Annotated in this window: 20 protein-coding genes and 1 pseudogene; 13 read left to right on the top strand and 8 right to left on the bottom strand. The window is 70.6% G+C overall.

What is annotated here, in order from left to right; genetic code table 11:
* Window positions 1-9: 9 nt before the first annotated feature.
* From OG294_RS11485 to OG294_RS11460, 6 genes and pseudogenes are all read left to right on the top strand, one after another.
* Window positions 10-765 carry an FAD-dependent monooxygenase gene (locus OG294_RS11485; RefSeq protein ID WP_327066381.1) on the top strand — a complete coding sequence of 252 codons (756 nt, stop codon included), beginning with the start codon at window positions 10-12 and terminating at the stop codon, window positions 763-765.
* Window positions 766-881: 116 nt separating this feature from the next.
* Window positions 882-1364, top strand: a pseudogene (locus OG294_RS41080) (hypothetical protein); the annotation flags it as partial.
* A gap of 245 nt (window positions 1365-1609) precedes the next feature.
* A complete protein-coding gene (locus tag OG294_RS11475) occupies window positions 1610-1828 on the top strand; it encodes an MbtH family protein (protein ID WP_327066379.1) in 219 nt (72 codons plus the stop codon).
* Window positions 1829-1889: 61 nt separating this feature from the next.
* Window positions 1890-2246: a nuclear transport factor 2 family protein gene (locus OG294_RS11470; RefSeq protein WP_327066378.1), complete on the top strand. Its 357-nt coding sequence runs from the start codon at window positions 1890-1892 to the stop codon at window positions 2244-2246.
* A gap of 48 nt (window positions 2247-2294) precedes the next feature.
* A complete protein-coding gene (locus tag OG294_RS11465) occupies window positions 2295-2609 on the top strand; it encodes a hypothetical protein (protein WP_327066377.1) in 315 nt (104 codons plus the stop codon).
* Window positions 2610-2611: 2 nt separating this feature from the next.
* Window positions 2612-2845: a hypothetical protein gene (locus OG294_RS11460; RefSeq protein ID WP_327066376.1), complete on the top strand. Its 234-nt coding sequence runs from the start codon at window positions 2612-2614 to the stop codon at window positions 2843-2845.
* Window positions 2846-3276: 431 nt separating this feature from the next.
* Here OG294_RS11460 and OG294_RS11455 read toward each other — a convergent pair whose 3' ends face one another.
* Window positions 3277-4242 (bottom strand): phosphatase PAP2 family protein, encoded by a 966-nt coding sequence (locus OG294_RS11455; protein ID WP_327066375.1) that lies wholly within the window; start codon window positions 4240-4242, stop codon window positions 3277-3279.
* Between the two features lie 487 nt (window positions 4243-4729).
* Here OG294_RS11455 and argB point away from each other — a divergent pair, with 487 nt between their 5' ends.
* Entirely contained in the window at window positions 4730-5557 is an 828-nt protein-coding gene (gene argB, locus OG294_RS11450; protein WP_327066374.1) for an acetylglutamate kinase, read from the top strand.
* A 347-nt stretch (window positions 5558-5904) separates the two neighbouring features.
* Window positions 5905-9864, top strand: a complete 3960-nt coding sequence (locus OG294_RS11445) for an amino acid adenylation domain-containing protein (protein WP_327066373.1) — start codon at window positions 5905-5907, stop codon at window positions 9862-9864.
* A gap of 181 nt (window positions 9865-10045) precedes the next feature.
* Here OG294_RS11445 and OG294_RS11440 read toward each other — a convergent pair whose 3' ends face one another.
* Window positions 10046-10840 carry a thioesterase II family protein gene (locus tag OG294_RS11440; RefSeq protein ID WP_327066372.1) on the bottom strand — a complete coding sequence of 265 codons (795 nt, stop codon included), beginning with the start codon at window positions 10838-10840 and terminating at the stop codon, window positions 10046-10048.
* A gap of 548 nt (window positions 10841-11388) precedes the next feature.
* On the opposite strand from OG294_RS11440, the gene OG294_RS11435 reads away from it, so the two are divergent.
* Complete coding sequence (locus tag OG294_RS11435; protein ID WP_327066371.1) at window positions 11389-12177, top strand: SDR family NAD(P)-dependent oxidoreductase; 789 nt, start codon at window positions 11389-11391, stop codon at window positions 12175-12177.
* A gap of 89 nt (window positions 12178-12266) precedes the next feature.
* Window positions 12267-12803 carry a GNAT family N-acetyltransferase gene (locus tag OG294_RS11430; RefSeq protein ID WP_327066370.1) on the top strand — a complete coding sequence of 179 codons (537 nt, stop codon included), beginning with the start codon at window positions 12267-12269 and terminating at the stop codon, window positions 12801-12803.
* Here the strand turns inward: OG294_RS11430 and OG294_RS11425 are convergent.
* From OG294_RS11425 to OG294_RS11400, 6 genes are all read right to left on the bottom strand, one after another.
* Window positions 12787-13515, bottom strand: a complete 729-nt coding sequence (locus OG294_RS11425; protein WP_327066369.1) for a class I SAM-dependent methyltransferase — start codon at window positions 13513-13515, stop codon at window positions 12787-12789. The two genes, OG294_RS11430 and OG294_RS11425, sit on opposite strands and share 17 nt — an antisense overlap.
* Window positions 13512-14375, bottom strand: a complete 864-nt coding sequence (locus OG294_RS11420) for an alpha/beta fold hydrolase (protein ID WP_327066368.1) — start codon at window positions 14373-14375, stop codon at window positions 13512-13514. The genes OG294_RS11425 and OG294_RS11420 overlap by 4 nt, the downstream gene beginning before the upstream one ends.
* A 675-nt stretch (window positions 14376-15050) precedes the next feature.
* On the bottom strand, window positions 15051-17843 hold the full coding sequence (locus OG294_RS11415) for a helix-turn-helix transcriptional regulator (protein WP_327066367.1): 2793 nt from the start codon (window positions 17841-17843) through the stop codon (window positions 15051-15053).
* 222 nt (window positions 17844-18065) lie between these two features.
* Window positions 18066-18257 (bottom strand): ferredoxin, encoded by a 192-nt coding sequence (locus OG294_RS11410; protein ID WP_327066366.1) that lies wholly within the window; start codon window positions 18255-18257, stop codon window positions 18066-18068.
* 32 nt (window positions 18258-18289) lie between these two features.
* Window positions 18290-19510 carry a cytochrome P450 gene (locus OG294_RS11405; RefSeq protein ID WP_327066365.1) on the bottom strand — a complete coding sequence of 407 codons (1221 nt, stop codon included), beginning with the start codon at window positions 19508-19510 and terminating at the stop codon, window positions 18290-18292.
* Between the two features lie 48 nt (window positions 19511-19558).
* The gene (locus tag OG294_RS11400; RefSeq protein ID WP_327066364.1) at window positions 19559-20788 is read right to left on the bottom strand and encodes a cytochrome P450; all 1230 of its coding nucleotides are present in this window, start codon (window positions 20786-20788) and stop codon (window positions 19559-19561) included.
* 311 nt (window positions 20789-21099) lie between these two features.
* Between OG294_RS11400 and OG294_RS11395 the strand changes: the two genes are divergently transcribed.
* From OG294_RS11395 to OG294_RS11385, 3 genes are all read left to right on the top strand, one after another.
* Window positions 21100-22050: a proline iminopeptidase-family hydrolase gene (locus tag OG294_RS11395; protein WP_327066363.1), complete on the top strand. Its 951-nt coding sequence runs from the start codon at window positions 21100-21102 to the stop codon at window positions 22048-22050.
* Window positions 22047-22982, top strand: coding sequence for an ACP S-malonyltransferase (locus OG294_RS11390; RefSeq protein ID WP_327066362.1), 936 nt, complete (start codon window positions 22047-22049; stop codon window positions 22980-22982). The genes OG294_RS11395 and OG294_RS11390 overlap by 4 nt, the downstream gene beginning before the upstream one ends.
* Window positions 22983-23054: 72 nt before the next feature.
* Window positions 23055-23306 carry a phosphopantetheine-binding protein gene (locus OG294_RS11385; RefSeq protein WP_327066361.1) on the top strand — a complete coding sequence of 84 codons (252 nt, stop codon included), beginning with the start codon at window positions 23055-23057 and terminating at the stop codon, window positions 23304-23306.
* Window positions 23307-23332 lie beyond the last annotated feature (26 nt).

Below are 23332 nucleotides of genomic sequence, written 5' to 3'. Positions count from 1 at the left end.
CACATCCCGGTGACCCGGACGACCGCCTTCGGTGAGACGACACTGCTGGAAGGACCGCCCGACCAGCTGCGCGCTGCCCTGCCCGCCGTGCTCGACGGCACTCCGGACGACCGGGCGGTCTTCACCGAGCCCCTCGCGTGCGCCGTGCACTGCGCCGGCAACGTCCTGGCCGGTTCCGACGTGGCGATCGTCGGTGCGGGGACCGCCGGGGTGCTGCTGGCGGTCCTGCTGAGGCTGAAGGGGTGCCAGGTCACCCTGGTCAACAGGAGCCCCGAACGGCTGACCGCCCTCTCCGCCACGGCGTTGCTGCGAGAGGTGCCGAAGCTTCTCACCAGCGAGGTGGGAACGCGCACCTTCGGCACCGTGGTCGTGACCACGGCGCTGCTCGACGACAGCACCTTCGACAGCGCCTGGGGCCTGTTGCCGCGCGACGGCGGACGTCTCGTCCTGTTCGGCGGCATCAGGCCGGACTGGCCGGTACCGGGCACGCGCGTGCTGTTGGACGGCATCCGGCGCGGCGAAGAGGTGCGCGAGCTGGAGCTGGGCGGGCGCCGCGCGCTGGTGGTGGGGACGCACGGCGCCACCGGCGCCGACTTCGCCGCGGCCGGCGCGGTGCTGGCGGCGCCGCTTCCCTGGACGGCCGGCCACATCGAGGAGCTCATCGTGAACCGGGTGCCCCTGCCCGCTCTGGCCGCGCTGCTCAACGAGGCGGTCAGGGCGGGCGTGGATCCGATCGGGAAGCACGTGGTGGACATCGGCCGGTAGCGGAGTCCGGCGCACCGCGCCGGGAGCGGGGCGGGGCGTCAGGTTTCCGGGGTGAGGAATCCCTGCAGCGCGTCGCGGCGGAGCCGCTGCGTCAGGGTGAGCTGCTCGCGGAGCAGGTGTTCGTGGTTGGCCCGACACCATGTCGGTCCCCACTCCAGCCACTTCCCCCGGTCGGCTTCGGGGATGCCCACGAGCTCGCAGATGACGGTGATCGACAAGGGGGAGGCAAGGTGCTCGATGAGATCGACGACGCCGTCCTCGGCACGACCGGGGAGTTCGGAGAGCAGTTCGTCGGTGATCTGCTCGACGCGTGGCCGGAGTTCACTGATGCGCCGAGCGGTGAAGGCCCTGGAGACGAGCCGGCGCAACCGCAGGTGGTCCTCGCCGTCGGCATTGAGCATGGTGCCGAGCAGATACCTGTGGACCTCCTCCGGGAAGCCCCGCATGCTCATCAGCCCACCGCGGGGGTCTGCGCCGCTGTGTCCGGGGACCGCGGCCGGGTGCCCGAGGTGGGGCTGGAGGACGACTTCTTCGACCTGGGCGGGCGCGCGTTCGCCGCCACCCGCCTGGTCGCCGGGATCCGGGCGGCGCTGGGGGCCGACCTGTCCCTCCGGACCGTATCCGCAAGCCCGACGGTCGCCGCGCTGGCCGCCCGGCTGGACGAGGTGTCGAATCACGGTGCCTTCGAATCCGTACTGCCCCTGCGTCAGGGCGGATCCCTGCCGCCGCTCTTCTGCCTGCACCCGGACCGAGGTCTCGGCCGGTGCTGTTCTGGCCTGGTCTCGAAGGTGGAGAAGGACCGGCCGGTCTACGGCCTCCGGATTCACCGAAAGGCAAGGACATCATGGGCAACCCGTTCGAGAAGGAAGACGGCAGCTACTTCGTGCTCACCAACTCGGAGGGGCAGCACTCCCTCTGGCCGGTCTTCGCCGAGATCCCGGCCGGCTGGTCGGCCGTCTACGGCGACGCCGACCGGGCGGCCTGCCTGGAGTACGTCACCATGCACCGGACCGACCTGCGGCCCCTTTCACTGATCGAGGCCATGGCCGCCGCCGAGAAGTAGCCGAGAATTGAGCGCCCCGCCGACCGGACCGGGGGCGGGCCCCATCCCAAGGAGCAGACATATGGCACTGAACCGCGCGGAGAAGGTGCGCGAGTACTACGAGCGGGTCGACGCCGCCGACTACGAGGCCGTGTTCGAGATGTTCTGCGACGACGTGGTGTACGAGCGTGGTGGCACCGAACCGATCGTCGGCATGGAGGAATTCAAGCGGTTCTACCTCGCCGACCGGATCATCGAGTCCGGTCGCCACGAGGTCGAGGCGGTCGTCGACAACGGGGACTGGGTGGCGGCCCGGGGCGTCTTCTCCGGCCGCCTCAAGAACGCCGAACTGGTCACCGTCCGGTGGGCCGACTTCCACCTCTTCAAGGGCGAGAAGATCTGGCGCCGCTACACCTACTTCGCCGATCGGGCTGTCTAGCAGTCCTCGTCGGCCCTCAGGAATTCCCGTGCGGCACACGCGCAGGGCGTGCGGGTCACGGTGGAGTCCCTGCTGGCGGGCTCGGTCCGGACGATCGAGGCGGACGCCGTCGTCTACGCCACCGGCTACCGGCCGAGCGACCCGCTCTGGCTCCTGGAGGGGCTGATCTCCGAGTGCAAGCGCGACGAGGAGGGCCGGCCGAACGTGGCGCGCGACTACCGGATCGTCACCTCGGACTCGGTGTGCTGCGGGATCTACCTGCAGGGTGCGAGCACCGAGCACCGAGCACTCGCACGGCCTGTGGGCCGGTCTCCTGTCCAACACCGCGGTCCGCTCCGGCGAGATCGCCGGCTCCCTCCTTAAGGGTGTACCTCGATCTGCTCACCCACCAGGTGGCCGCGTACCACGGCTCGGCACCGGCCTGGGGCGGCGACGTCGTCAACGTCGTGTCCGCCGACAGCCCGTTCCAGGGGGAGTGGCCGGGTGCCCGGAACACCCGGGTGGAGCGCGTCGCAACCGATCGGCCGACCCTGCTCGCCGACGCGCACACGCGCGAGGTGGTGGTGGCCGTCCTGGCGGAGTCCGCCGGACGGGACTGACGTCGGGGCGGGAACGGCTCGGTGGACCGGCGTCCGGCTTTCGTGAGCCGGCGTCCGGCTGCTGATCCGTCGTCACCTATGGCGGCGCCCCTGAGGCGCGCAACCTTTTCAGCGGTGGTGCGGAGAAGCGGGGCGGCCGGCGCGGTCCGTCGTCGGCCGCTCCGGTGCCAGGATTCCCCGGGTGTGCTCACCGGGGTTCTTCCGAACGCTTGGCATAGCTCGCCGGACCGGAACGGAATTCCACGCCGGCGGCGGACGAACGGGGGATTTCGCGACGGTCGCCGCGTATTCCGTCGGACCAGGTGGTGACGGGATACGCCGCTGACAGGGACAGGTCGTGAGAGGACCTCACAAGCCCTTGATGGTGTCAGCGCTCTGACAGGATCATGGGGTCCTCCGGGATGGGCGCGCCTACTCGTCAGTATGGGAGGTCAATCCTTCAGCCGCACGGTCCGAGCGGAGGTGAAGGCCCCGGCGGCGTCGTCCTCCGCCGCGTCCTGCTGCGGTATCCGGACCGGTTCCGCCGACGGTGCCGCACGGTAGACCGGCCGTCCTTGCAGGATGCGCTGGACCAGGAAGGCGGCAGCCAGGGTGACCAGGCCGCCGACCGCGTCCAGGACGTAGTGGTTGGCCGTAGAGATGATGACGGTGAAGGTCGCCACCGGGTAGAGGATGCCCAGGACCTTCACCCACTTGCGCTTGGCCAGGTGGGCGATCGCCAGGGCGCACCAGACCGACCAGCCGATGTGGAGGGACGGCATCGCGGCGAACTCGTTCGTCATCGAGCCGGACAGGCCCGCGACACCGCTGCAGGTCTGCTCGCCCCAGGTGTGGTGGACGCAGAACGTGTCGATGAACCGGGTCGGGTCGAGCAGGCGAGGCGGGGCGACGGCATAGAGGTAGAAGCCGATCAGCGCCACGCCGTTCATCGCGAACATCACGGTGCGGACCGCGCGGTAGCGGTCGGGGAACTTGAGGTAGACCCAGACGAAGACCGCTATCGTCACGATGAAGTGGAGCGTCGCGTAGTAGTAGTTCATCCCCACGATCAGCCAGTCGATCTTGGCGACCGTGTGGTTGAGCCAGTGCTCGATGTCGATGTGGAGCACGCGCTCCAGGCTCAGGATGTCCCGGCCCCGGCGGAAGGGGGACTGGCCACTGGTGCTCGCCGCGTTCTGCGTCACCCGGTAGCAGTAGTAGGCGATGCCGATGAGCGCGATCTCGATCCACATGGTGGGGCGGTTCACCGGGCGCAGCCGGGCCGGCAGGATCGGGCCGATCTTCGGGAAACGGCGCTTCGTGCCCGTCCCTGCGCCGTTCGTCCCGTTCTCGTTCCCGGCGCCGGTGCCGCTCCTTGTGGACTCTGTTTGTTTGTCAAGCGGTTGCGTCGTCGTCATGATCTGAAATGCTAGCCCCGATCAATCCGGCCGCCTCCTCGGCCCGGGTCCGTCGCGCGCCTCGACGCAACGCCTTCCTGGGGGAACGCGACCCGGCCCCGTCGTCGGTCCCGACGCCTTCCGCGGCCACCGGCACGACCGCACCCGAGGCCTCCTGCACGAATACCACCAGGTCGGGTGTGTTTTCGGCATCCTCCGAGGCACCCCGGAGCGAAGATCAAAAGGATTGCAGCCCGGCGGGGCGACTTGTAGGGTCGAAAAGCTGATCTTGGTTGTCAGTACCCTGACATGCCACCACTGTCAGTGCTCCGGTTGTCACAGCGGGCGCTCGCGGCGGGCAACGGTCCGCCGGTGGAAGACGCGGAACTGCTGGTCGAGTCGAGGGAAGGGAATCGCCGTCAACACGCCGATAGCTCAACAGCAGGCCGGCAGTGCCGGAGCCGTCACCGAACCGCTCGCCGTGCCGGGCGCCGCCCCGGTGAGCCCGGTGGACGCAGCGCACGACACTCCGGTGATCGTCGTCAAGTACGGCGGTGCCGCATTCGACAGCAGCCTCCTGTCGCCCTCGGCCGCGCGGAACCTCGCCACCCTCGTGCGCGGCGGCCGTCGTGTGCTGCTGGTGCACGGCGGCGGCCGCGCGGTGACGGAGGAGGCGGCCCGGCGCGGCCTCTCCACCCGCTTCGTGGACGGACTGCGGGCGACCGACCGGGAGATGCTCGACGTGGTCCGGACGGTCATGGTCGGCCGCCTGAACAAGGACCTGGTCGGGCAGCTCGGCCGCAGCGGCGTGCGCGCGGTCGGCCTGTCCGGCGAGGACGCGGGGATGATCCGGGCCCGCACGGTCCGCCTGGGCGGAACCGTGGACCTCGGCTACGTCGGCGAGCCGGCCGAGGTGCGCACGGACGTCCTGCACATGGTGTGGCGGGCCGGCATGGTGCCAGTGGTCGCGAGCGTGGCCGCCGACGAGGCGGGAGTCCCGCACAACATCAACGCGGACTCCGCCGCCGCCGCCCTCGCCGCGGCCCTGCGCGCCGAGCGCCTCGTCTACGTGACCGACGTGGACGGACTGCTGCGGGACCCGGCCGACCCGGAGTCCCGGATCGTCCGGCTGAGCAGTCCGGAGCTCGACGAACTGCTGCGCAGGCAGCCGCCCGAGGGCGGCATGCTTCCCAAGCTCACTGCCGCGCTCGACGCGCTGCGCTCCGGTGTGCGCCAGGTGCGGATCGTCGGCGCCCGCCAGGAGGACGCCGTCCTTCTCGCCGCCACCACCGATACCGCCGTCGGAACGACCCTGACGGCCGTGAGCGATGAGTGACGGGCGTCAAGGGGCTGGGCGGTGAACCCGTCCGGAAATGACGCCGCGAGTTCTTCGCGCTGCGTCGTCCATTCCTGTGTCTGAAATACGACGAATATACGGGACCGCGGTCTTTCCCCCGATCGCGGCGCCCGGTCGGCTCGACAACACCCGCCGCTGATACTCCGTCAACGTACACATCCGCTTCACGACTTGCGAAAGCCGATGCGAACAGGAGTCCGATAGGCTCCCGCTGGCCGCATGATCACTTGAACACGTGTCCACTTCTGGGGGGAAGGTCCGACGATGTGCGACACGACGCTGCTCACTGGTCAGAAGTCTGTCCGTTTTCGTTGGAAGGCGCACGCATGTCCGGTTCTGTAAACGGTGAACTCAACCTGATGGCGAGCCAGGAGGGCGTGTGGTTCGCCCAGCAGTTCGCTCCTGCCGGCATGACGTACCAGATCGCCGAGTACGTGGAGATCCATGGCGCGGTGGACCTGGCCCTGTTCGAGGCGGCGCTGCGGAAGACGGTGGCGGAGGCCGAGACGCTGTCGCTGCGCTTCCGCCAGGTCGGGGACCGGGTGAGCCAGGTCCTCGATCCGCGGCCGGACTGGCCGCTCGACGTGGTGGACGTCAGTGGCGCGGACGATCCGTTGGCCGATGCGCTCGCCCGGATGCGTGCCGAGACCGCCCGTCCGATGGACCTGGAGCACGGACCGCTCTACACCGTGGTGCTGTTCGTGGCCGGCCCGGACCGGCTCCTGTGGTACCAGCGCGGACATCACCTGGTGGGCGACGGCTACACCGGATCCCTGTTGGCCCGACGGGTCGCCGAGATCTACACGGCCATGACCGAGGGGCTGGACGACTTCGGGGCCGCGCTGCCACCGCTGCGCCACCTGCTGGAGCAGGATGCGGCCTACCGCGCGTCCGAACGGTTCGCGGCCGACCGGGAGTACTGGACGCAGGCGCTGGCGGATGCGCCGGAGCCGGTCAGCCTGGCCGGACGCATGGCCCCGGCCTCGAGGAGCTTCCTGCGCCACACCGTCGACATGGCACCGGACACGGCGGAGCGGCTGCGTGCGGCGGCCAGGAGCTACCGCACCGCGCTGCCGGTCCTGGTGATGGCCGCGGCGGCCCTGTACACAGCCCGGCTGACCGGGAGCGCCGAGGCGGTGCTCGGCCTGCCGGTGAGCGCCCGCACCAGCGAACTGCAGCGCACCATCCCCGGAGACCTTGCGAACGCGCTTCCCCTGCGCATACCGGTGGACCCCGGTGCCACGCTGGCCGACCTGATGCGACAGGTCAGCGCCGTCATGCGCGGCGCGCTGCGCCACCAGAACTACCGGCTCGAGGACATGCGCCGAGACCTCGGCCGCGTCGGAATGGGTGGAGACCTCTTCGGGTCGAGCGTCAACGTGATGGCGCTCGACGAGGACGCGCTTCGCTTCGCCGGCCACCACGCCACGGTGCACAACCTGTCCAACGGGGCGGTCAAGAACCTGGACTTCGTGGTCTACGACCGCGGGCGGCACGGGATCCGCTTGACGATCAACGCGAACCCGGCGATCTACGGGGCCGACGACGTGGCCGCGCACACCGAGCGCTTTGCCCGGCTGCTCGAAACGCTGGTGGCGGCGGATCCGGGCGTTCGGGTCTCGGGTGTCGAGGTGTTGGACGCGGTCGAGCGTGAGCGGGTGTTGGTGGCGTGGAACGACACTGCTGTCGAGGTGCCGGCGTTGGCCGGGACGTTGCCGGGTCTGTTCGAGGCGCAGGTGGTGAGGTCTCCGGGTGCGGTTGCGGTGGTGTTCGAGGGGCGGGAGGTGTCGTACGGGGAGTTGAATGCGCGGGCGAATCGGCTTGCGCGGTTGTTGGTTGGTCGGGGTGTGGGGCCGGAGTCGCTGGTTGCGGTGGTGATGGAGCGGTCGGTCGAGTTGGTGGTGGCGTTGCTGGCGGTGGTGAAGGCCGGTGGTGCGTATGTGCCGATCGATCCGGCGTATCCGGTGGACCGGATCGGCTACATGCTCCAGGACGCTGCTCCGGTACTGGCGTTGTGTGATGCCGCTGCTGGGCGGGTGGTGGCTGGTCTGGTCGGGGCGTTGCCGGTGGTGGTGGTGGATGATCCGGCGGTGTCGGGGGTGCTGGCCGGGTTTGGTTCGGTGGATGTGTCCGATGCCGAGCGGATTGTGTCGCTTCTGCCGGCGCATCCGGCGTATGTGATCTATACGTCGGGTTCGACGGGGCGTCCGAAGGGTGTGGTGGTTGCGCATCGGGGGGTGGTCAATTATGTGGTGTGGTGTTGGGGGGCGTATCCGGAGTTGTCGGGTAGCACGTTGTTGCATGCGTCGGCGTCGTTCGATGCGGGTGTGACGGGGCTCTATGGTGCGTTGACGTGTGGTGGGCGGGTGTTGCTGGCCGGGCTGGACGAGGGGTTGCCGCGGGCGGCTGCTGGGGTGGGCGGGTTCACGTTCTTGAAGGCGACGCCGAGTGGGTTGGCGTTGCTGGGGGCGTTGGGGGAGGGGTGTGTGCCCAGTGGTCTGATGATGGTGGGTGGTGAGGCCGTTAGTGGTGCGCAGTTGCGGGAGTGGCGGCGTGATCATCCGTCGGTGGGGTTGGTCAATCACTATGGGCCGACCGAGGCGACGGTGGGGTGTATCGACTTTGCGATGGGGGTGGGTGATCGGATTCCTGAGGGTGTTGTGCCGATCGGTCGGCCGATGGCCAATACGCGGGTGTATGTGCTGGATGATGCGTTGGGTCCGGTGCCGGTGGGTGTGGTGGGTGAGTTGTACATTGCCGGTGTTCAGTTGGCGCGGGGGTATCTGGGGCGTGCGGGTCTGACGTCGGAGCGTTTTGTGGCGTGTCCGTTCGGTGGGCCGGGTGAGCGGATGTATCGCACGGGTGACCTGGCGCGGTGGAACGGTGACGGCCAACTGGAGTTCCTGGGGCGTGCGGACGACCAGGTGAAGATCCGTGGGTACCGGATCGAGTTGGGTGAGGTCGAGTCGGTGCTGGCCTCGCACCCGCAGGTCGCTCACGGTGTCGTGGTGGTGCGGGAGGACCGGCCGGGGGACAAGCGCCTGGTCGGGTACGCGGTCCCGGCTGTCGGCGCTTCGGTTGATCCGGCGGGGCTGCGGGGCCACATGGCGGATCTGCTGCCGGATTACATGGTTCCGGCGGCGGTGGTGGTGCTGGATGCGTTGCCGGTGACGGTGAACGGGAAGCTGGACCGCCGCGCGTTGCCCGCACCCGAGTACGGGACGGGCTCCGGAGGCGGCCGCGGCCCGGCGGATGCGCGTGAAGAGGCGATGTGCCAGGTGTTCGCCGAGGTGCTCGGTGTTCCCGAGGTCGGCGTGGACGACAACTTCTTCGACCTGGGCGGGCATTCGCTGCTGGCGGTGTCGCTGGTCGAGCGGTTGCGTGCGCGTGGTGTGTCGGTCGACATCCGGGCGCTGTTCTCGGCGCCGACGGTGGCCGGGCTCGCACAGCAGGTGCAGCAGGGGACCAGGCGGGACGACCTGGAGGTGCTGCTGCCGTTCCGCACGACCGGCAGCCGGCCGCCGCTGTTCTGCGTCCACCACGGGTTCGGGTTCGGTTGGAACTACCGGGAACTGCTGCCGCACCTGCCGGCCGACCAGCCGCTCTACGCTCTCCAGGCGCGCAGCCTGCGCGAAGCCGACGGCCTGCCGGACAGTGTCGCAGCGATGGCCGCGGGCTATCTGGAGCACATCCGCGCCGTGCAGCCCAACGGCCCTTACCAGCTCCTCGGATGGTCCTTCGGTGGGCTCGTCGCCCACGAGATGGCCGTTCAGCTGCGACAGCAGGGTGAGCAGGTGAGCCTGCTGGCCATCCTCGACAGCTATCCGCGGGTGGAGGAGTCGCAGGGCGATGCGCCGGACTTCGACGAGTCAGCCGCACTCGCGGGCATCGCCCGGGCGCTGGATCTCGATGCGGACCCCGGATCCGGGCAGCCGTGGACGGCCGCTGAGATCACCCGCGTCCTGCGGGAGCGCGGCGACGGACCGGCGGAGTTGAGCACCACCGATGTCATGGCGGCGGCCGCCGCCTCCTCGCGGGTCCACAACATGAAGCTCGTGCGCGGTCACCGGCCCGGAGCCTTCGACGGCGATGCCCTGTTCTTCGTCGCCACCGAGGGCCGGCCGCCGCAGGCACCCACGGCCGACAGCTGGCACGCCCATGTCCGCGGAAAGGTCGTCAGCAGCGATGTTCCCTGCAGCCACACCGAGATGATGGAGCCGCATGCCCTGACGCACATCGCCCCGATCCTCACGGCTGCGCTGGACCGGGCGCCCCGGGAGGCCTAGCGAAGGGGAGGGGGAGTCCCGGAGGACGGACTGCTGGTGAGGCAGGCCAGGGGAGTGCCCGGCGAGAACGGCCGGGCACTCCCCTGGGCCTCGGGCCGCCGGACGGCAGCGGCGGGCGCACGTGCGCGGGTTCGCGACCCGCGAGCAAGGCAGCGCTGGACGTCGCGCTCGCGGTGGCCCCCTACCGCGGTCGGGCAGGACCCGTCGCGGTGGCCGGTCCGCTGCCGAGGCTTGCGAAGAGGTGCGCCAGCAGCTCCTGGCGGTGGTCTGCGAGGTAGAAATGACCGCCGTCGAACGAACGCACAGTGAAGGTGGCAGCGGTCACCGACGACCACGCCGCAACGGAATCGCGGTCCAGGCCCGCCTCGTCGTCGCCGTAGTAGGCGACGACCGGGGTGTCGAGGGGGGCGTGGCTCGTCAGCGCCCGGTAGCCGTCGACCAGACGGTAGTCGGCGCGGATGGCGGGGAGCACCAGCCCTCGCAGCTCCGGGTTCGCGAAGGTCCGCGCATCGGTGCCGCCCTGCAGGGCGATGTCTTCGATCAGTTCGTCGTCGCTGGCCAGGGAGAGGCTCCGGTGCTTCTCCCGTCCGGGCGCCGGGCGGCTGGAGACGAAGAGCCCGGCCAGGACGGCACCGTGCGCCGCCCGGAGCCGCAGGGCCACCTCGTAGGCGACCGACGCGCCCATGCTGTGACCGAACAACGCCAAGGGGGCGTCGAGGAATCGGGAGCACCCGTCGGCTATCGGGTCGGCCAGCTCCGCCATGGTCCCGGCCAGCGGGTCGAGGAGCCGGTCCTCGCGTCCGGGATAGCGGACAGCGATGAGCTCCACGTCGTCCGGCACGAACTCGGCCCACGAGCGGAAGAAGCTCGCCGCGCCTCCCGCGTGGGGAAAGCAGATGATCCGGACACGTGGAGTGGGACAGCGCTGCACGGTCCGAAACCATCGATCGGCCGACCCGTTTTCGGTACTGCGCATGCCCACTCTCCTCGACCGGTGCGAATCAAAGGTTCGTTCAGCCCCTGTTGCCGCCTGATTCACTACCGGGCCATTCATCGTCGTGCACGTTCTTCCCGGGTGCTGTGCGGAGAGTCCCGGAATTCTGCACGCGTTCGGCAGTGTTCATGATCAGCTTCGCGATGCTACAAGCCGGCTTGTCCGGGCTGCAAGGGCGAACCCGCCGCGCTCGGCTCCCGCCTGCGCACCGGTGCCGCACTCCTGGCCGTGGCCGCCCTCGGCATCACGTGATCAAACCGGGCAGATCCACTGAATGGCGCCGCCCTGCACGAAATCCTCCCTTAATGTCTTCGGCTTCTCCTTCGGCGGGCGTCAGTTCCGCGGACCGTAGCTGTCGCTGCATCAACTCGCTTACGCAGATGGTTGGACAGATCATTCTTCAGGGGATACGGTGCATCTCCTGAGGCTCTGCAGTACCCGAGGATGGCAAACTGCGCGGAATGGCCGTGCTTCGGTCGCCCTTTTCGCGGGCCCGGATCCGTCATTCATTCCGATCAGGAGGCCTGTGGGTGAAGAGTATTCCGCAAGCGTCTGCCGCTCTTGTCACCGGAGCCTCGTCCGGATTCGGAGCAGCGATCGCCCGATCCCTCGCCAAAGAGAGCCGGCCGGTCATCGGGCTGGCCCGGCGCTCCGCACGGCTTGAACAGCTGCGCGAGGAGATCGGCGTGGACCTGTTCCACCCGGTCGCGGTCGACGTACGTGACGCCGATGCGGTGGCGGCGGCGCTCGACGGCCTGCCGGAACGATTCGCCGACATCGGCATACTCGTCAACAATGCCGGTCTGTCCAAGGGATTCGGCCCGGTCCAGCACGCGGCCTCCGCGGACTGGCAGGAAATGGTCGAGACCAACATCAACGGTGTCCTCAACTGCACCAGGGCAGTGCTGCCGCGCATGCTCGCGGCGGGATACGGCCACATCGTGAACCTGGGCTCGATCGCGGCGAGTTATCCCTACCTCGGCGGCAATGTGTACGGGGCCACCAAGGCCTTCGTGCGGCAGCTCAGTCTCAATCTGCGTACCGACCTCGACGGCACGGGCCTGCGGGTCACCTGCGTCGAGCCGGGCATGGCCGAGACGGAGTTCGCGCTGGTGCGGTACGACGGTGACCAGGACCGCGCGCGTGCGCTCTACGAAAACCTCACGCCCCTGAGTGCGGAGGATGTCGCGAACGCCGTCGTGTGGTGTCTGGCCCAGCCTGTTCACGTCAATGTCAACCTCATCGAACTCATGCCGACCCAGCAGCTGTTCGGTCTCGGTTTCAGTGGTGCTGCCGTCCCGGAGAAAGTCCGGAAATGAGCCTCGGGGTCCGGAGCGCTGATGCCGGCCGCCGCCCCTGCCATTCGATGCCGATGAACCCGGAACCGACAGCCTCCGCCAGGACCTCCGTGCGCGGGGCGCGCGTCGGCGACATCGAGGCCGTCATCCGGCTGTCCGAACCGCATGCACGCACCGGTGCGCTGCGACGGCGCTCGCCCGATGATTTCGTCCGGCAGCTGGGCGACTACCAGGTGGCCGAAGCCGACGGCGCGGTCCGCGGTTGCTACGCCTTGGAACTGATCGACGGATCCGAGCGGCGCTGCGCATTCCTGTACAACCTGTGCGTGGACGAATCATGGCACGGTCGGGGGCTCGGCAGCCGGCTCCTGGGGCACGCGGTCGACCGGCTGGCCGAACGCGGTGTCACCGTCCTCTACACGGCGACGAACCGGCGCGACCGCTGGTTCGAGCAGCGCGGGTTCCGGCTCCCGGAGCCCAGGTCGGCCGAGCCTGAGGTGAGCCGGCGGCTGGTGCCGGAGCGGCGCTCCCGGCTGCTGGAACTGGACCTCGCCACAAGCGCGGACCCGCACGTCGTGCGTGGTGCGGCCGGATCATCGCTCGACTGCCGTGACGGCGGGGATCCGCTCCTCACGTCCCACGCTTGACGCCGCCGAAGATCGCGTGACCGGCCTCCAGCCAGTACGCGTCGACCTGGGCGAAACCGGCCGCCCGCAGCCAGTCCAGCTGGTCCACCAGGGTGGACGGCTGGTCCAGCGGGTCGGGGAACTGACAGCCGTTCCACTCCAGTTCACGGAACGTGCGGTGGAGCCCGGTGTCCCCGGTGGCCTGGCGGGACTGCGCCTCCACGGCCTCGTCCCACATCCGCCGGGCCAGGTCGAGACCGAGGTCGCCGGCGGGCTCGACCAGGTCGACGACCACGAAGGCCCCGCCCGGACGGAGCATCGCGTACACGTCGCGGAAGAGCGCTTGCTTCCCCGGCCCGTCCAGGTGGTGGATGGCGAGCGAGGACACCACCGCGTACGGGGCTTCGTCCCGCTCCCGCCAGTCGGTCGCGCCCAGGTCGAACCGCTCGGTGCGGAAGCGCCCGCCGTACTCGGCCAGTTCGCCGGCCGCGGTGGAGAGCATCGCGGGGCTGAGGTCGAGGCCGGTCACCGTGACCGAGGGGAAGGCCTTGAGCAGGGTGCCGCTCAACCGCCCCTCCCCGCAGCAGAGATCGAGCACCACGGCGGGGCCCTCGGGCGCCCGGATGACCGAGGCGACCACGTCCGTCCGGGTCTGCCGCTCGGGGGCGGAGTACTCCCCGTACGCGACGAAGTCGTCGGAGTCCTGCTCCTGCCACTCGGCCCCGGTGCTCACGGCTGCGTCCTTTCGGCGGTGCCATCAAGGTTTTCAAGGAAGTCCAGTACGGCGCGGCGTACCGGCCCGGGCGCGTCCACCTGCGACATGTGACCCGCGCCGGGGAGCACCCGCACCCGCGCACCCGGGATCACCGCGGCGAGCTCGTCCGCGTGCTCGGGCCCGGCGTACGGGTCGCGGTCGCCGGTGAGCACGAGGGTGGGGCAGGCGATCGCCGCGGCGGCCCAGGTGACGTCGAGCCGCGGGAAGACCTGCTGGTCGAAGAAGAGCGCGGCGTCCGGGTTGACGGTCAGCGTGCGGCTCAGGGCCGCCCAGTCGGCTCCGGCGGTCTCGGGGCGAGCCAGCCAGAGCGGCAGGATCTCGGCGATCCGCCGGCCCAGTTCCCGGGGTGAGGAGTACGCGTCGCCGTCCGGCTCGTCGAGTGCGGCCAGCGCTGCCGCGACACCCGGCTCGCCCTCGCGGGAGGCGAAGAACTCGGCAGCCCGCTGCTCGGCCCGGCCGCCGCCGTAGGCGGGGGTGTTCAGCAGGACCAGCGCGTTCACCCGCTCGGGATGGGCAGCCGCGTACCGTGCGGCGACGATGCCGCCATGCGCGTGCCCGAGCAGGTCCAGCCGCTCGAGCCCGAGGTGACGGCGAGTCAGTTCGAGGTCGGCGACGTAGTCGTCGATCCGGTAGGCGGCGCGATCCGCGGGGGCCGGCGAGCGGCCGGTGCCGCGGGGGTGGAGCAGCGTGACGGTGCGGCTGCCCGAGAGCTCGCGCAGGCTCCGCAGGTAGTCGGGAGGGAAGCCGGGTCCGCCGGGCATGCAGACCAGTCGTTCCCCGCTGCCTTCTTCTTCGAATGCCAGGACTGCGGCGGTCATGGTGTGGGTTCCTCGGGGATCAGGAAGCGGGCGCTCAGTGCGGGGATCGTCCGTGCTGGGATCCGTGCTGGGATCCGTGGGACGAGCCGCGGTACGAGCTGCGGTACGAGCCGTGGCGCGGGCCGCGGTGGGCTCCGCGGTGCGGTTCACGGGTGGTTCACGTGTGCTGCGCCCGGCCCTGTGCGGGCCGGACCCCGAGCGTGTCGGACGCGGTGCCGTGCTGGTCGGGGGCGGTGCGGCGGCAACACTGCCAGACCCGGGCGGCGGCGGGCCAGCACGAGTTTCGGCCACCCACCGCCGCCGGATCGGTGAACGGCCCCGCACCGGAGGCCTGTCCGACGGCGCCTGCCGATCCGCGGACCGGGCCGCCGAGCCGCCCCGGCGTCCGCCTGCGGCGGTGCTCCGGGTCCGGTCCGCGGCGTGGCGCAGGGCCGACGGGATGGCCGGAACCGGGCGATTACCTAATCACGGCGCCCGGTGGGCGCGTTGGGTTGGGTAGCCGGAACGCGTAGTTCTACGGATGGTCGGTGCCGCGGCATCGGCCACAGTCGTCGTGGGCACCCGATTCCGGACCGAGAGGCGACGACCCGGCGATGGCGGCAATGGCGGCAATGGCTGCGAGGTCGGCGAGGTCGGCGAGGTCGGCGATGGCTGCGACGGACGACCGGGCCGGGGTCACCCCGACCCCAGCAGCGCGCGGGTCAGGCTCGCCCGGTTGGAGACGCCGAGTTTGCGGTAGATCCGGCCGAGGTGGCTGTCGACCGTGCGCACGCTGAGGAAGAGCGTGCCGGCGATCTCCGCGCTGGTCAGGCCGGTGCTGGCGAGGCGGGCGATCTCCCGTTCCCGTCCGGTGAGCGGGCTCAGCACAGCCGGGTCCGCACCGCCCCGGGCGTCGGAGGCGACGGGCGGGACGGGAGCGGTGGTTGCGGCGGGAGCGGTCGGCACGGAGCTCAACCGGGCACGCTGGTGGGCGACTTCGTCGGCCAGCCGGGCCGAGTCGCACTGCTGGGCCAGCGCCGCGGCGCGGTCCAGCCACCCGTCCACCTGCATGGTCCGCCCGGCGTCCAGCGCGAGCGCGGCCACCGCGACCAGCGTGCGGCCCACCTCGATGCGCTCACCGCCGACGGTGAAGTCCGCGACCGCCGCCAGCCCACTGTGCCGGGCCCGCTCGAAGTCCCCGAGCATGCTGTGGGCCCACATCCGGGCGCGTGCGGCGTACCCGCGCCGACTCGCGGAAGGCAGCTCGTCGACCCGGGCCTCGGCGAGCCGAGCCCACTGCTCGGCCGCCGCCCGGTCGCCCTCGGCGACCGCGGCCCGCACCAGGGTCTCGTAGCAGCGCGGTTGGCGCCAGGTGGTGATCCGGGGCAGCTCGACGCCGCCCGCCGCCTCCAGCAGCAGCCCGCCCGCCCGGGCCGGATCACCGGTGAGCAGCAGGAGTTCGGCGTAGAAGCAGCGGACGTTGACGGCCCAGGCGGTGGACCGGCCGTCGGCGAGCGCCGCGGCGCGATCGGCCGACGCGAGCACCTCGCGCCACCCGGTGGAACCGCCCTGCCACAGCAGGACCTCGGCGCGGACCATCGCCAGCACCGCCTGGATCGCCGGGTTGCCGTCGAGCTCGGCGTGCCGGTCGGCCTCGTCGAGCGTGGCCAGCGTGTGGCGCAGGTTCCCGCTGCGCAGTTGGGTGTTGGCCAGCGCCATCAGGAGCGCGGGTCGGATGTACGTCTGGCCGGTGCGCCGGGACAGCGCCGCGCCCCGGGTGAGGTGGCGCTCGGAGGCGGCCAGGCGGCCGAGGATCCCTTCGGCCATGCCCACCTGGTACAGGGCCTCCAGATTGGTCAGCAGGGTGGCGTCGGAGGTGGCGTCGACGAGTTCGACCGCGCTGTCCGCCGTGCGGTCGGCCGCCGCCAGGTCCCCGGTGAACAGGTGGGCGAGCGAGACCTGGGCCAGCGACTTGGCCTCGTTGACCCGGTCGTGGTTCCGGCGCGCGATCGCGGCGGCCGTCTCGGCGTGCTGCCGGCAGCCCGCGTAGTCCTGCAGGTCGTAGGCGCAGTCGGCGAGTTCGGCGTGCAGTGCGGCTGCGGTGGCGCCGTCGCGGTCGGCCAGGGCCGCGAGCCCGGCGCGGGCGACGGCACCGGCCTCGGTGTAGCGGCCGAGCTGGCGTTCGACCCGGCTCGCATCGGCGAGCGCGGTCAGGTCGTGACCCTCGTGCGGCGGCCGGCCGCCGACGGGCCGGCGCAGCGCGTCGAGCAGGGCCCGGCTCTCGGCGGCGTCGCCGGTCAGCAGCCGGGTCTGGGCGAGCAGCACCCGCGCTTCGTGCCAGTGCTCGCCGCCCTCCCGGAGCAGCGGCAGGGCGACCTCCAGATACCCGGCCGACACCGCCGGAGAGGTGTGCAGCGCGTCCCGCGCGGCGGCGATCAGGGTGGTGAGGTGCTCCGGCTCGTTCGGGTCGAGGGACCGCGCCACGTGGTGGGCCCGCCGGGCGATCGGCACGGCCAGCTTGGCGAGCGCATCCGCCGAGCGGCGGTGCAGGTCCTGGCGCCGACTGGGGCCGAGCTGCTGGTAGACGACCGCACCCACCGCCGGGTGGCGCAGGATCATCTTCGCCCCGACCTCGGCGGGCCGCACCAGGTCGAGGCCGGTGAGCAGGTCCAGCGCCCGCATGGTCTCGGTCAGCTCCAGCTCCAGGGCCGCGGCGAGCAGCTCCGGGTGGAACGCGTGATCGAAGACCGCCGCGGCCTGGAGCACCGTGAGCGCGGTGTCGTCGAGGCCGGCCAGCTCACCGAGGATCGCCGTGCCGGCCGCGGCGATCGCCCGGTCGTCGGCGGCCATGATCCTCAGGTACTGCGGATTGCCCTGGCCCTCGCGGTGGAGCTCGTCGAGGTCGGGGCGTTCGCCGAGCAGCTCCCGGGTCGCCGCCCGGGAGAGCGGCCCGACCTCCCACACCTCCAGCAGGCCGGCGGACATCGCGCGGGACAGCACGGCGGCGAGCGCGGGCGAGAGCTGGCGCTGCCGGTAGGCCAGCAGGCAGAGCAGCGGACCGGTGGCGGTCGCCCGGAGCAGCTGCTCCAGGCCCGGGATCTGATCGGCCGCGAGGTGGTGCAGGTCGTCCACGGCCACCACCGCGGCGCCGCCCTGCGCCACCTGCGCGCGCACGTCGCAGTGCCCGCCCAGCAGTGGCCGCAGGCCCGGGAGCGCGGGTGCGATCGCGTGCTGCCCCTGCGCCGCCTCCACCCGCACTCCGGCGGCCCTGGCGTGCGCGACGGCCGTGAACATCAGCGCGCTCTTGCCGATGCCCGGCTCCCCGACCAGGGCGATCGCCCGTCCGCCCGCCGTCTTGAGGCCGCCCAGCACCTGCAGCAGGGCCTCGACCTCCCCCGCCCGCCCGGACAGCTGCCGCCCCCCGGCGGGCACCCCCCACGCCGGTGAACCCTGGAGAAGGGTTGCGCCGTTCCGTATGTCATCCGCCATGACCGGCACCTTAGTGGTACCGGGTGTCAGGGACACCAGTCACGCACCGGAGCAGCGGGCTTGACGGCTGGTCACCGTCTTCGCGGCCGCTGTCGCGGACGTCACGGCAGCCGCTGTCACGGCCATCGCCGCAGCCGCAGCCGTCGGCGCGCACGCGCCGCGCCCCGCCGAACGTGTGGGGCGTTCGGCGGGGCGGTCGGTGAGGGCGGTGACGGCAGCGGGCTACTCGGTGATCTGGATGAGCCGGACCGGGCAGAGCGAGGCGGTCTGCCTGACCACCGTGTGCAGCTCTGCGGGCGGCTCCGCCTGGAGCAGGGTCACGATGCCGTCGTCGTCCTGGTCGAAGACGTCGGGGGCGAGCATGACGCACTGGCCGGCCGACACGCAGCGGTCGGGGTCGACGCTGACACGCATAGTGGGTGTACCTCGCTCTGTCGGGTGAACGGTCACCAGGTGACGGGGAGTTCGTGGACGCCGTAGACCAGCGCCTCGTCCTTGAACCTGAGCTCGGACATCGGGACGGCCAGCCTGAGGCCGGGGATGCGCCGGAACAGGGTGCCGTAGACGATTTCGAGTTCGATCCGGGCCAGGTTCTGCCCGATGCACTGGTGGATGCCGTAGCCGAAGGCGAGGTGGCTGCGGGCCTCCTCGCGCCGGATGTCCAGGGTGTCGGCGTCGGGGAAGACGCTCTCGTCGTGGTTGGCGGAGTTGTTGAGCGACAGGATGCCCTCGCCCGCCTTGATGACGACGCCGTCGAGCTCGATGTCCTCCAGCGCGACCCGGGCGGTGCCGGAGTCGGAGATGCTGAAGAAGCGCAGCAGCTCCTCCACCGCGCCGGGCAGCAGCTCGGGGTCGGCCTTGACGGCGTCCAGCTGCTCGGGGTGCTCCAGCAGGCCGAGCACGCCGAGCGAGATCATGTTGGCGGTGGTCTCGTGCCCGCCGACCAGCATCAGCCGGGCCATGGTGACGATGTCGGTGTGGTCGGCGATCGGCTCTTCGCGGTTCTTCTCGATGAACCGGCTGATCAGGTCGTCGCCGGGCTCGGCCTCCTTGGCGGTGATCAGCTTGTCCAGGTACATGTCCAGGCCGACGACCGCGGCGCCGTACTCCTCCGGACTGATGTCGTGGTTCATCATCAGCGCCGACCACTCCTCGAACTGCGGGTGGTCCTCGTAGGGGACGCCGAGCAGCTCGCAGATCACCAGCGAGGGCACCGGCAGCGCGAGGGCGGACACCAGGTCCACCGGTCCGCCGGCCGCGAGGATCGCGTCGATCCGGGCGTCCACGATCTCCTGGATCCGCGGGCGCAGCGCACGCATCCGCCGGGCGGTGAACTCGGGGATCAGGTAGCGGCGCTGGGCGGTGTGGTCCGGCGGGTCCATGGAGAGCAGCATGAGGCGGACCTCGCGCAGCATCTCCTCGGGGATGTGGAACTGGTGCGGGTAGCCCGGCAGTTTGAGGTTGGAGCTCACGCGGGAGTCGCCGAGCACCGCCTTGACGTGCTCGTGCGTGGTGACCAGCCAGGCGGGCTTGCCGGTGACCTTGAGGACCGCCTGGGAGAGCGGCTCGCTCTCCCGGAGCTTGGCGTACTGCGCCGGCGGGCTGAACGGACAGGTGCGGGTCATCGGGAAGTTCGGCAGTTCGGTGGCCAGGTGGTCCTGGGTCATGGTGCCCTCTCGGAGTCGGGTTCGACTGGTCGGATCAGTCCGTCTGGGTCACCAGGTGACGGGCAGCTCGTACATGCCGTAGACGATGGCGTCGTCCTTGAACTTGAGCTCGGACAGCGGGGCGTCGAGCTTGAGGCCGGGGATGCGCCGGAACAGGGTCTCGTAGACGATTTCGAGTTCGATCCGGGCCAGGTTCTGGCCGATGCACTGGTGGATGCCGTAGCCGAAGGCGAGGTGGCTGCGGGCCTCGCGCCGGATGTCGAGGGTGTCGGCGTCGGGGAAGACGCTCTCGTCGTGGTTGGCGGAGTTGTTGAGCGGCAGGATGCCCTCGCCCGCCTTGATGACGACGCCGTCGATCTCGATGTCCTCCAGCGCGACCCGGGCGGTGCCGGAGTCGGAGATGCTGAAGAAGCGCAGCAGTTCCTCGACGGCCTTGGGCAGCAGGGCGGGGTCGGCCTGGACGGCGGCGAGCTGGTCGGGGTGCTCCAGCAGGGCCAGGGTGCCCAGCGCGATCATGTTGGCGGTGGTCTCGTGGCCGGTGACCAGCATCAGCCGGGCCATGCTCACGATGTCGGCGTGCTCGACGGAGGGCTCGGCGCGGTTGGCCGCGATCAGCCGGCTGATCATGTCGTCGCCCGGCGTGGTCTCCTTGATGGTGACCAACTGGTCGACGTACTGATCGAGTTCGTAGTGCGCCAGGCCGCGCTCCGCGTCGCTGATGTCCTGGTTCATGATCTGGCCGGCCCAGTGCTCGAAGCGCGGGTGGTCCTCGTAGGGGACGCCGAGCAGCTCGCAGATCACCAGCGAGGGCACCGGCAGCGCGAGCGCGGCCACCAGGTCCAGCGGGCCGCCCTTGGCGAGCATCGCGTCGATCCGGTCGTCCACGATCTGCTGGATCCCCGGCCGCAGCGCGCGCATCTGGCGCAGGCTGAACTCGGGTGCCAGCAGCCGGCGCTGGACGGTGTGTTCGGGCTGGTCCATGGAGAGGAAGGTGAGCGGAACGGCCTGCAGCATCTCCTCGGGCACCGGCACCTGCAGCGGGTAGCCGGGCAGCTTGAGGTTGGCGCTCACCCGGGAGTCGCCGAGGATCTTCTTCAGGCTCTCGTAGGTGCTGACCAGCCAGGTGGGCTTGCCGTTGACCTTGAGGACCGCCCGGGAGACCGGCTCGCTCTCACGGAGCTTGGCGTACTGCGCCGGGGGGCTGAAGGGGCAGGAGCGCGGCATCGGGAAGGCCGGCGGCTCGGTGGCCGCGCGGTCCTGGTCGGCAGTCTGGGTCATGGTGCCCTCTCGAACTCACTCGAACGAACTCGCATACGGCGACGAACTCGCATACGTCGGAACCCGCGTGTGTCGTATGCGCGAGCACGCTGATTGGCGCATTCGACCGCTGTTCGCACGTTAGGCGCCCCGGTCGCCGCACCACACCCCCCTGCCGACCCCTACCGTGCGGCCTGCGCGGTCGCCCGGACCGGGCCCCTGCCGGCCTAGGGGCCGCTAGGGGTCCAGTGGGGCCGTCGCAGCGCGTTAGCGTCGGGACCGGATCACGATCCCGTGCACCCCGAACACGTCTGTCGACTGAGGTGGTTACCGTGCCCCTGGAACCCAGCGCCAAGGGAACCGTCCCGTTCGGGGAGTACCGAACCTGGTACCGGGTCACCGGTGATCTCCACGCGGACAGGCCGGCCGTGGTGGTGGTGCACGGCGGTCCCGGCAGCACCCACGACTACCTGCTGCAGCTGACCGAACTCGCCGAGCAGGGCTGGCCGGTGGTGCACTACGACCAGCTCGGCAACGGCGGCTCGACCCATCTGCCCGACAAGGGGGCCGACTTCTGGAAGGTCGACCTCTTCGCTGCCGAACTGACCAACCTACTGAACGAGTTGGGCATCGCCGACAACTACGTGCTGTTCGGCCAGTCCTGGGGCGGCCTGCTCGCCGCGAAGCACGCGATGGGCCGGCCGGCCGGACTGCGCGGCCTGGTGGTCGCCAACTCGCCCGCCTCCTACCCGCTGTGGCTCAGCGAGATGGCCGTGCTGCGCGCGCAGCTGCCGCCGGACGTGCAGGAGAGCCTGCTGCGGCACGAGGCGGCCGAGACCTTCGAGTCGCCCGAGTACCTGGCCGCCATGCGGGTCTTCTACGACCGCCACGTGTGCCGGATCCTGCCCTGGCCGAGGGACTTCCTCTCCTCCTTCATGGAGATCTACAACGACCCGACCGTGTACTACACGATGAACGGGCCCAACGAGTTCCACGTGATCGGCACCCTGAAAGACTGGTCGATCATCGACGAACTGGACGCGATCCGGACGCCGACGCTGCTGGTCAGCGGCAAGTACGACGAGGCCACCCCGGTGACGATGCAGCCCTACTTCGACCGCATCCCCACCGTGCGCTGGGAGATCTTCGAGAACTCCAGCCACTGCCCGCACCTGGAGGAGCCCGAGCGCTTCACCGAGGTCATGGCGGGCTTCCTGGCCGAGCTGGCGGAGCTGGCGCAGCCGGCCGACCGGGCGCTGCAGGCGGGGGAGCGCCGGTCATGACGAAGCGGACAGCGATGGTCTTCCCCGGCATGGGCCCGGCCGCCTTCAACGACGTCGGCCGGTTCATGGTGGCCAACCGCTTCGCCAGGGAACTGGTCGCGGTCGCCGACGAGGTCCTCGGCTACTCATTGGTGGACGCCTTCCGCGAGGCCGAGGGCGACTACTCCGAGGCGGCCCAGGTGGCCTTCCTGGTCAACTGCCTGGCCAGCGCCGACTGGGCGCAGGACGCCCTCGGGGTCGAGGCCGAGGCCGTCCTCGGCCCCAGCTTCGGCGAGAAGGCGGCAGTCGCCTTCGCCCGGGCGCTCCCGCTGCCCGAGGCCGTGCGGATGACCGCCGAACTCGCGCGCTGCATGGAGGAGTACTTCAGCCAGGAGCACACCGACGTCGTGGTGCTCTCCTTCGTCCGCACCCCCGCGGAGAAGCTGGGCGAGATCCTCGCCGAGCTGGACGAGCAGGGCGAGTGGCACGACATCTCCTGCTACATCGACGAGGGCTTCCACATGCTCTCGCTGCGCGAGTCCCGGGTGGAGTGGATGCAGCAGCGGCTGCGCGCGGTCGGCGGGATGCCGCTCTACACCATGCGTCCGCCGCTGCACTCGGGCGCCTTCGCCGGGCTGCGGGACAAGGCCGAGCGCGAGGTGCTGTCCACCCTGCACTTCACCGACCCGAAGCTGCCGGTGGTGGCCGACCAGGACGGCGCGCTGCTCACCACGGCCGAGCAGGTGCGCACGATGCTGCTGGACAGCATCGTGCGGCCGCTGCGCTGGCCGGACGCGGTGGCCGGGCTCAAGCGGTTCGGCATCGAGCGGGTCTGTGTCGCGGGCCCGGACAGCCTGTTCGGCCGAGTCCCGTGCACCACCGCGAACTTCGAGGTCCTGCCGGCCAACCCCCGGCTGGCGATGACCCCCAGGCGCCGGTCAGTCGTCGCCTGAGCGCCGAAGCGCGGGTCCGCCCGCTGAACGCACCTACTGGAACGCAAGAACACCAACAGTGATGGAGTCGCCATGTGGGACGAGAAGTTCGAAGAGACGCTGCGCCGCTTCCTGCCCTTCCTGCCCCCGGGCGAGCAGTTGGCGAGCGACACCCCGCTGCGTGAGCTGGGCCTGGACTCGCTCGGCACGGTCGAGCTGCTGGGCAACCTGGAGAACGCCTACGACATCCGCTTCCTGGACGACGCGCTGACCCTGGAGACCTTCGAGACCCCCGCCGTGCTCTGGAAGACCGTGTCGGGCCTGCTGCCCGGCACCGCGGCCTGAGGGACGACGGGACATTCGAGCGAAAG

Origin of the sequence: Kitasatospora sp. NBC_01302, from assembly GCF_035976515.1 — a bacterium.
GTDB lineage: Bacteria > Actinomycetota > Actinomycetes > Streptomycetales > Streptomycetaceae > Kitasatospora.
Note: the sequence above shows the minus strand (reverse complement) of the source record. Positions and strands in the feature narration are given on the sequence as shown.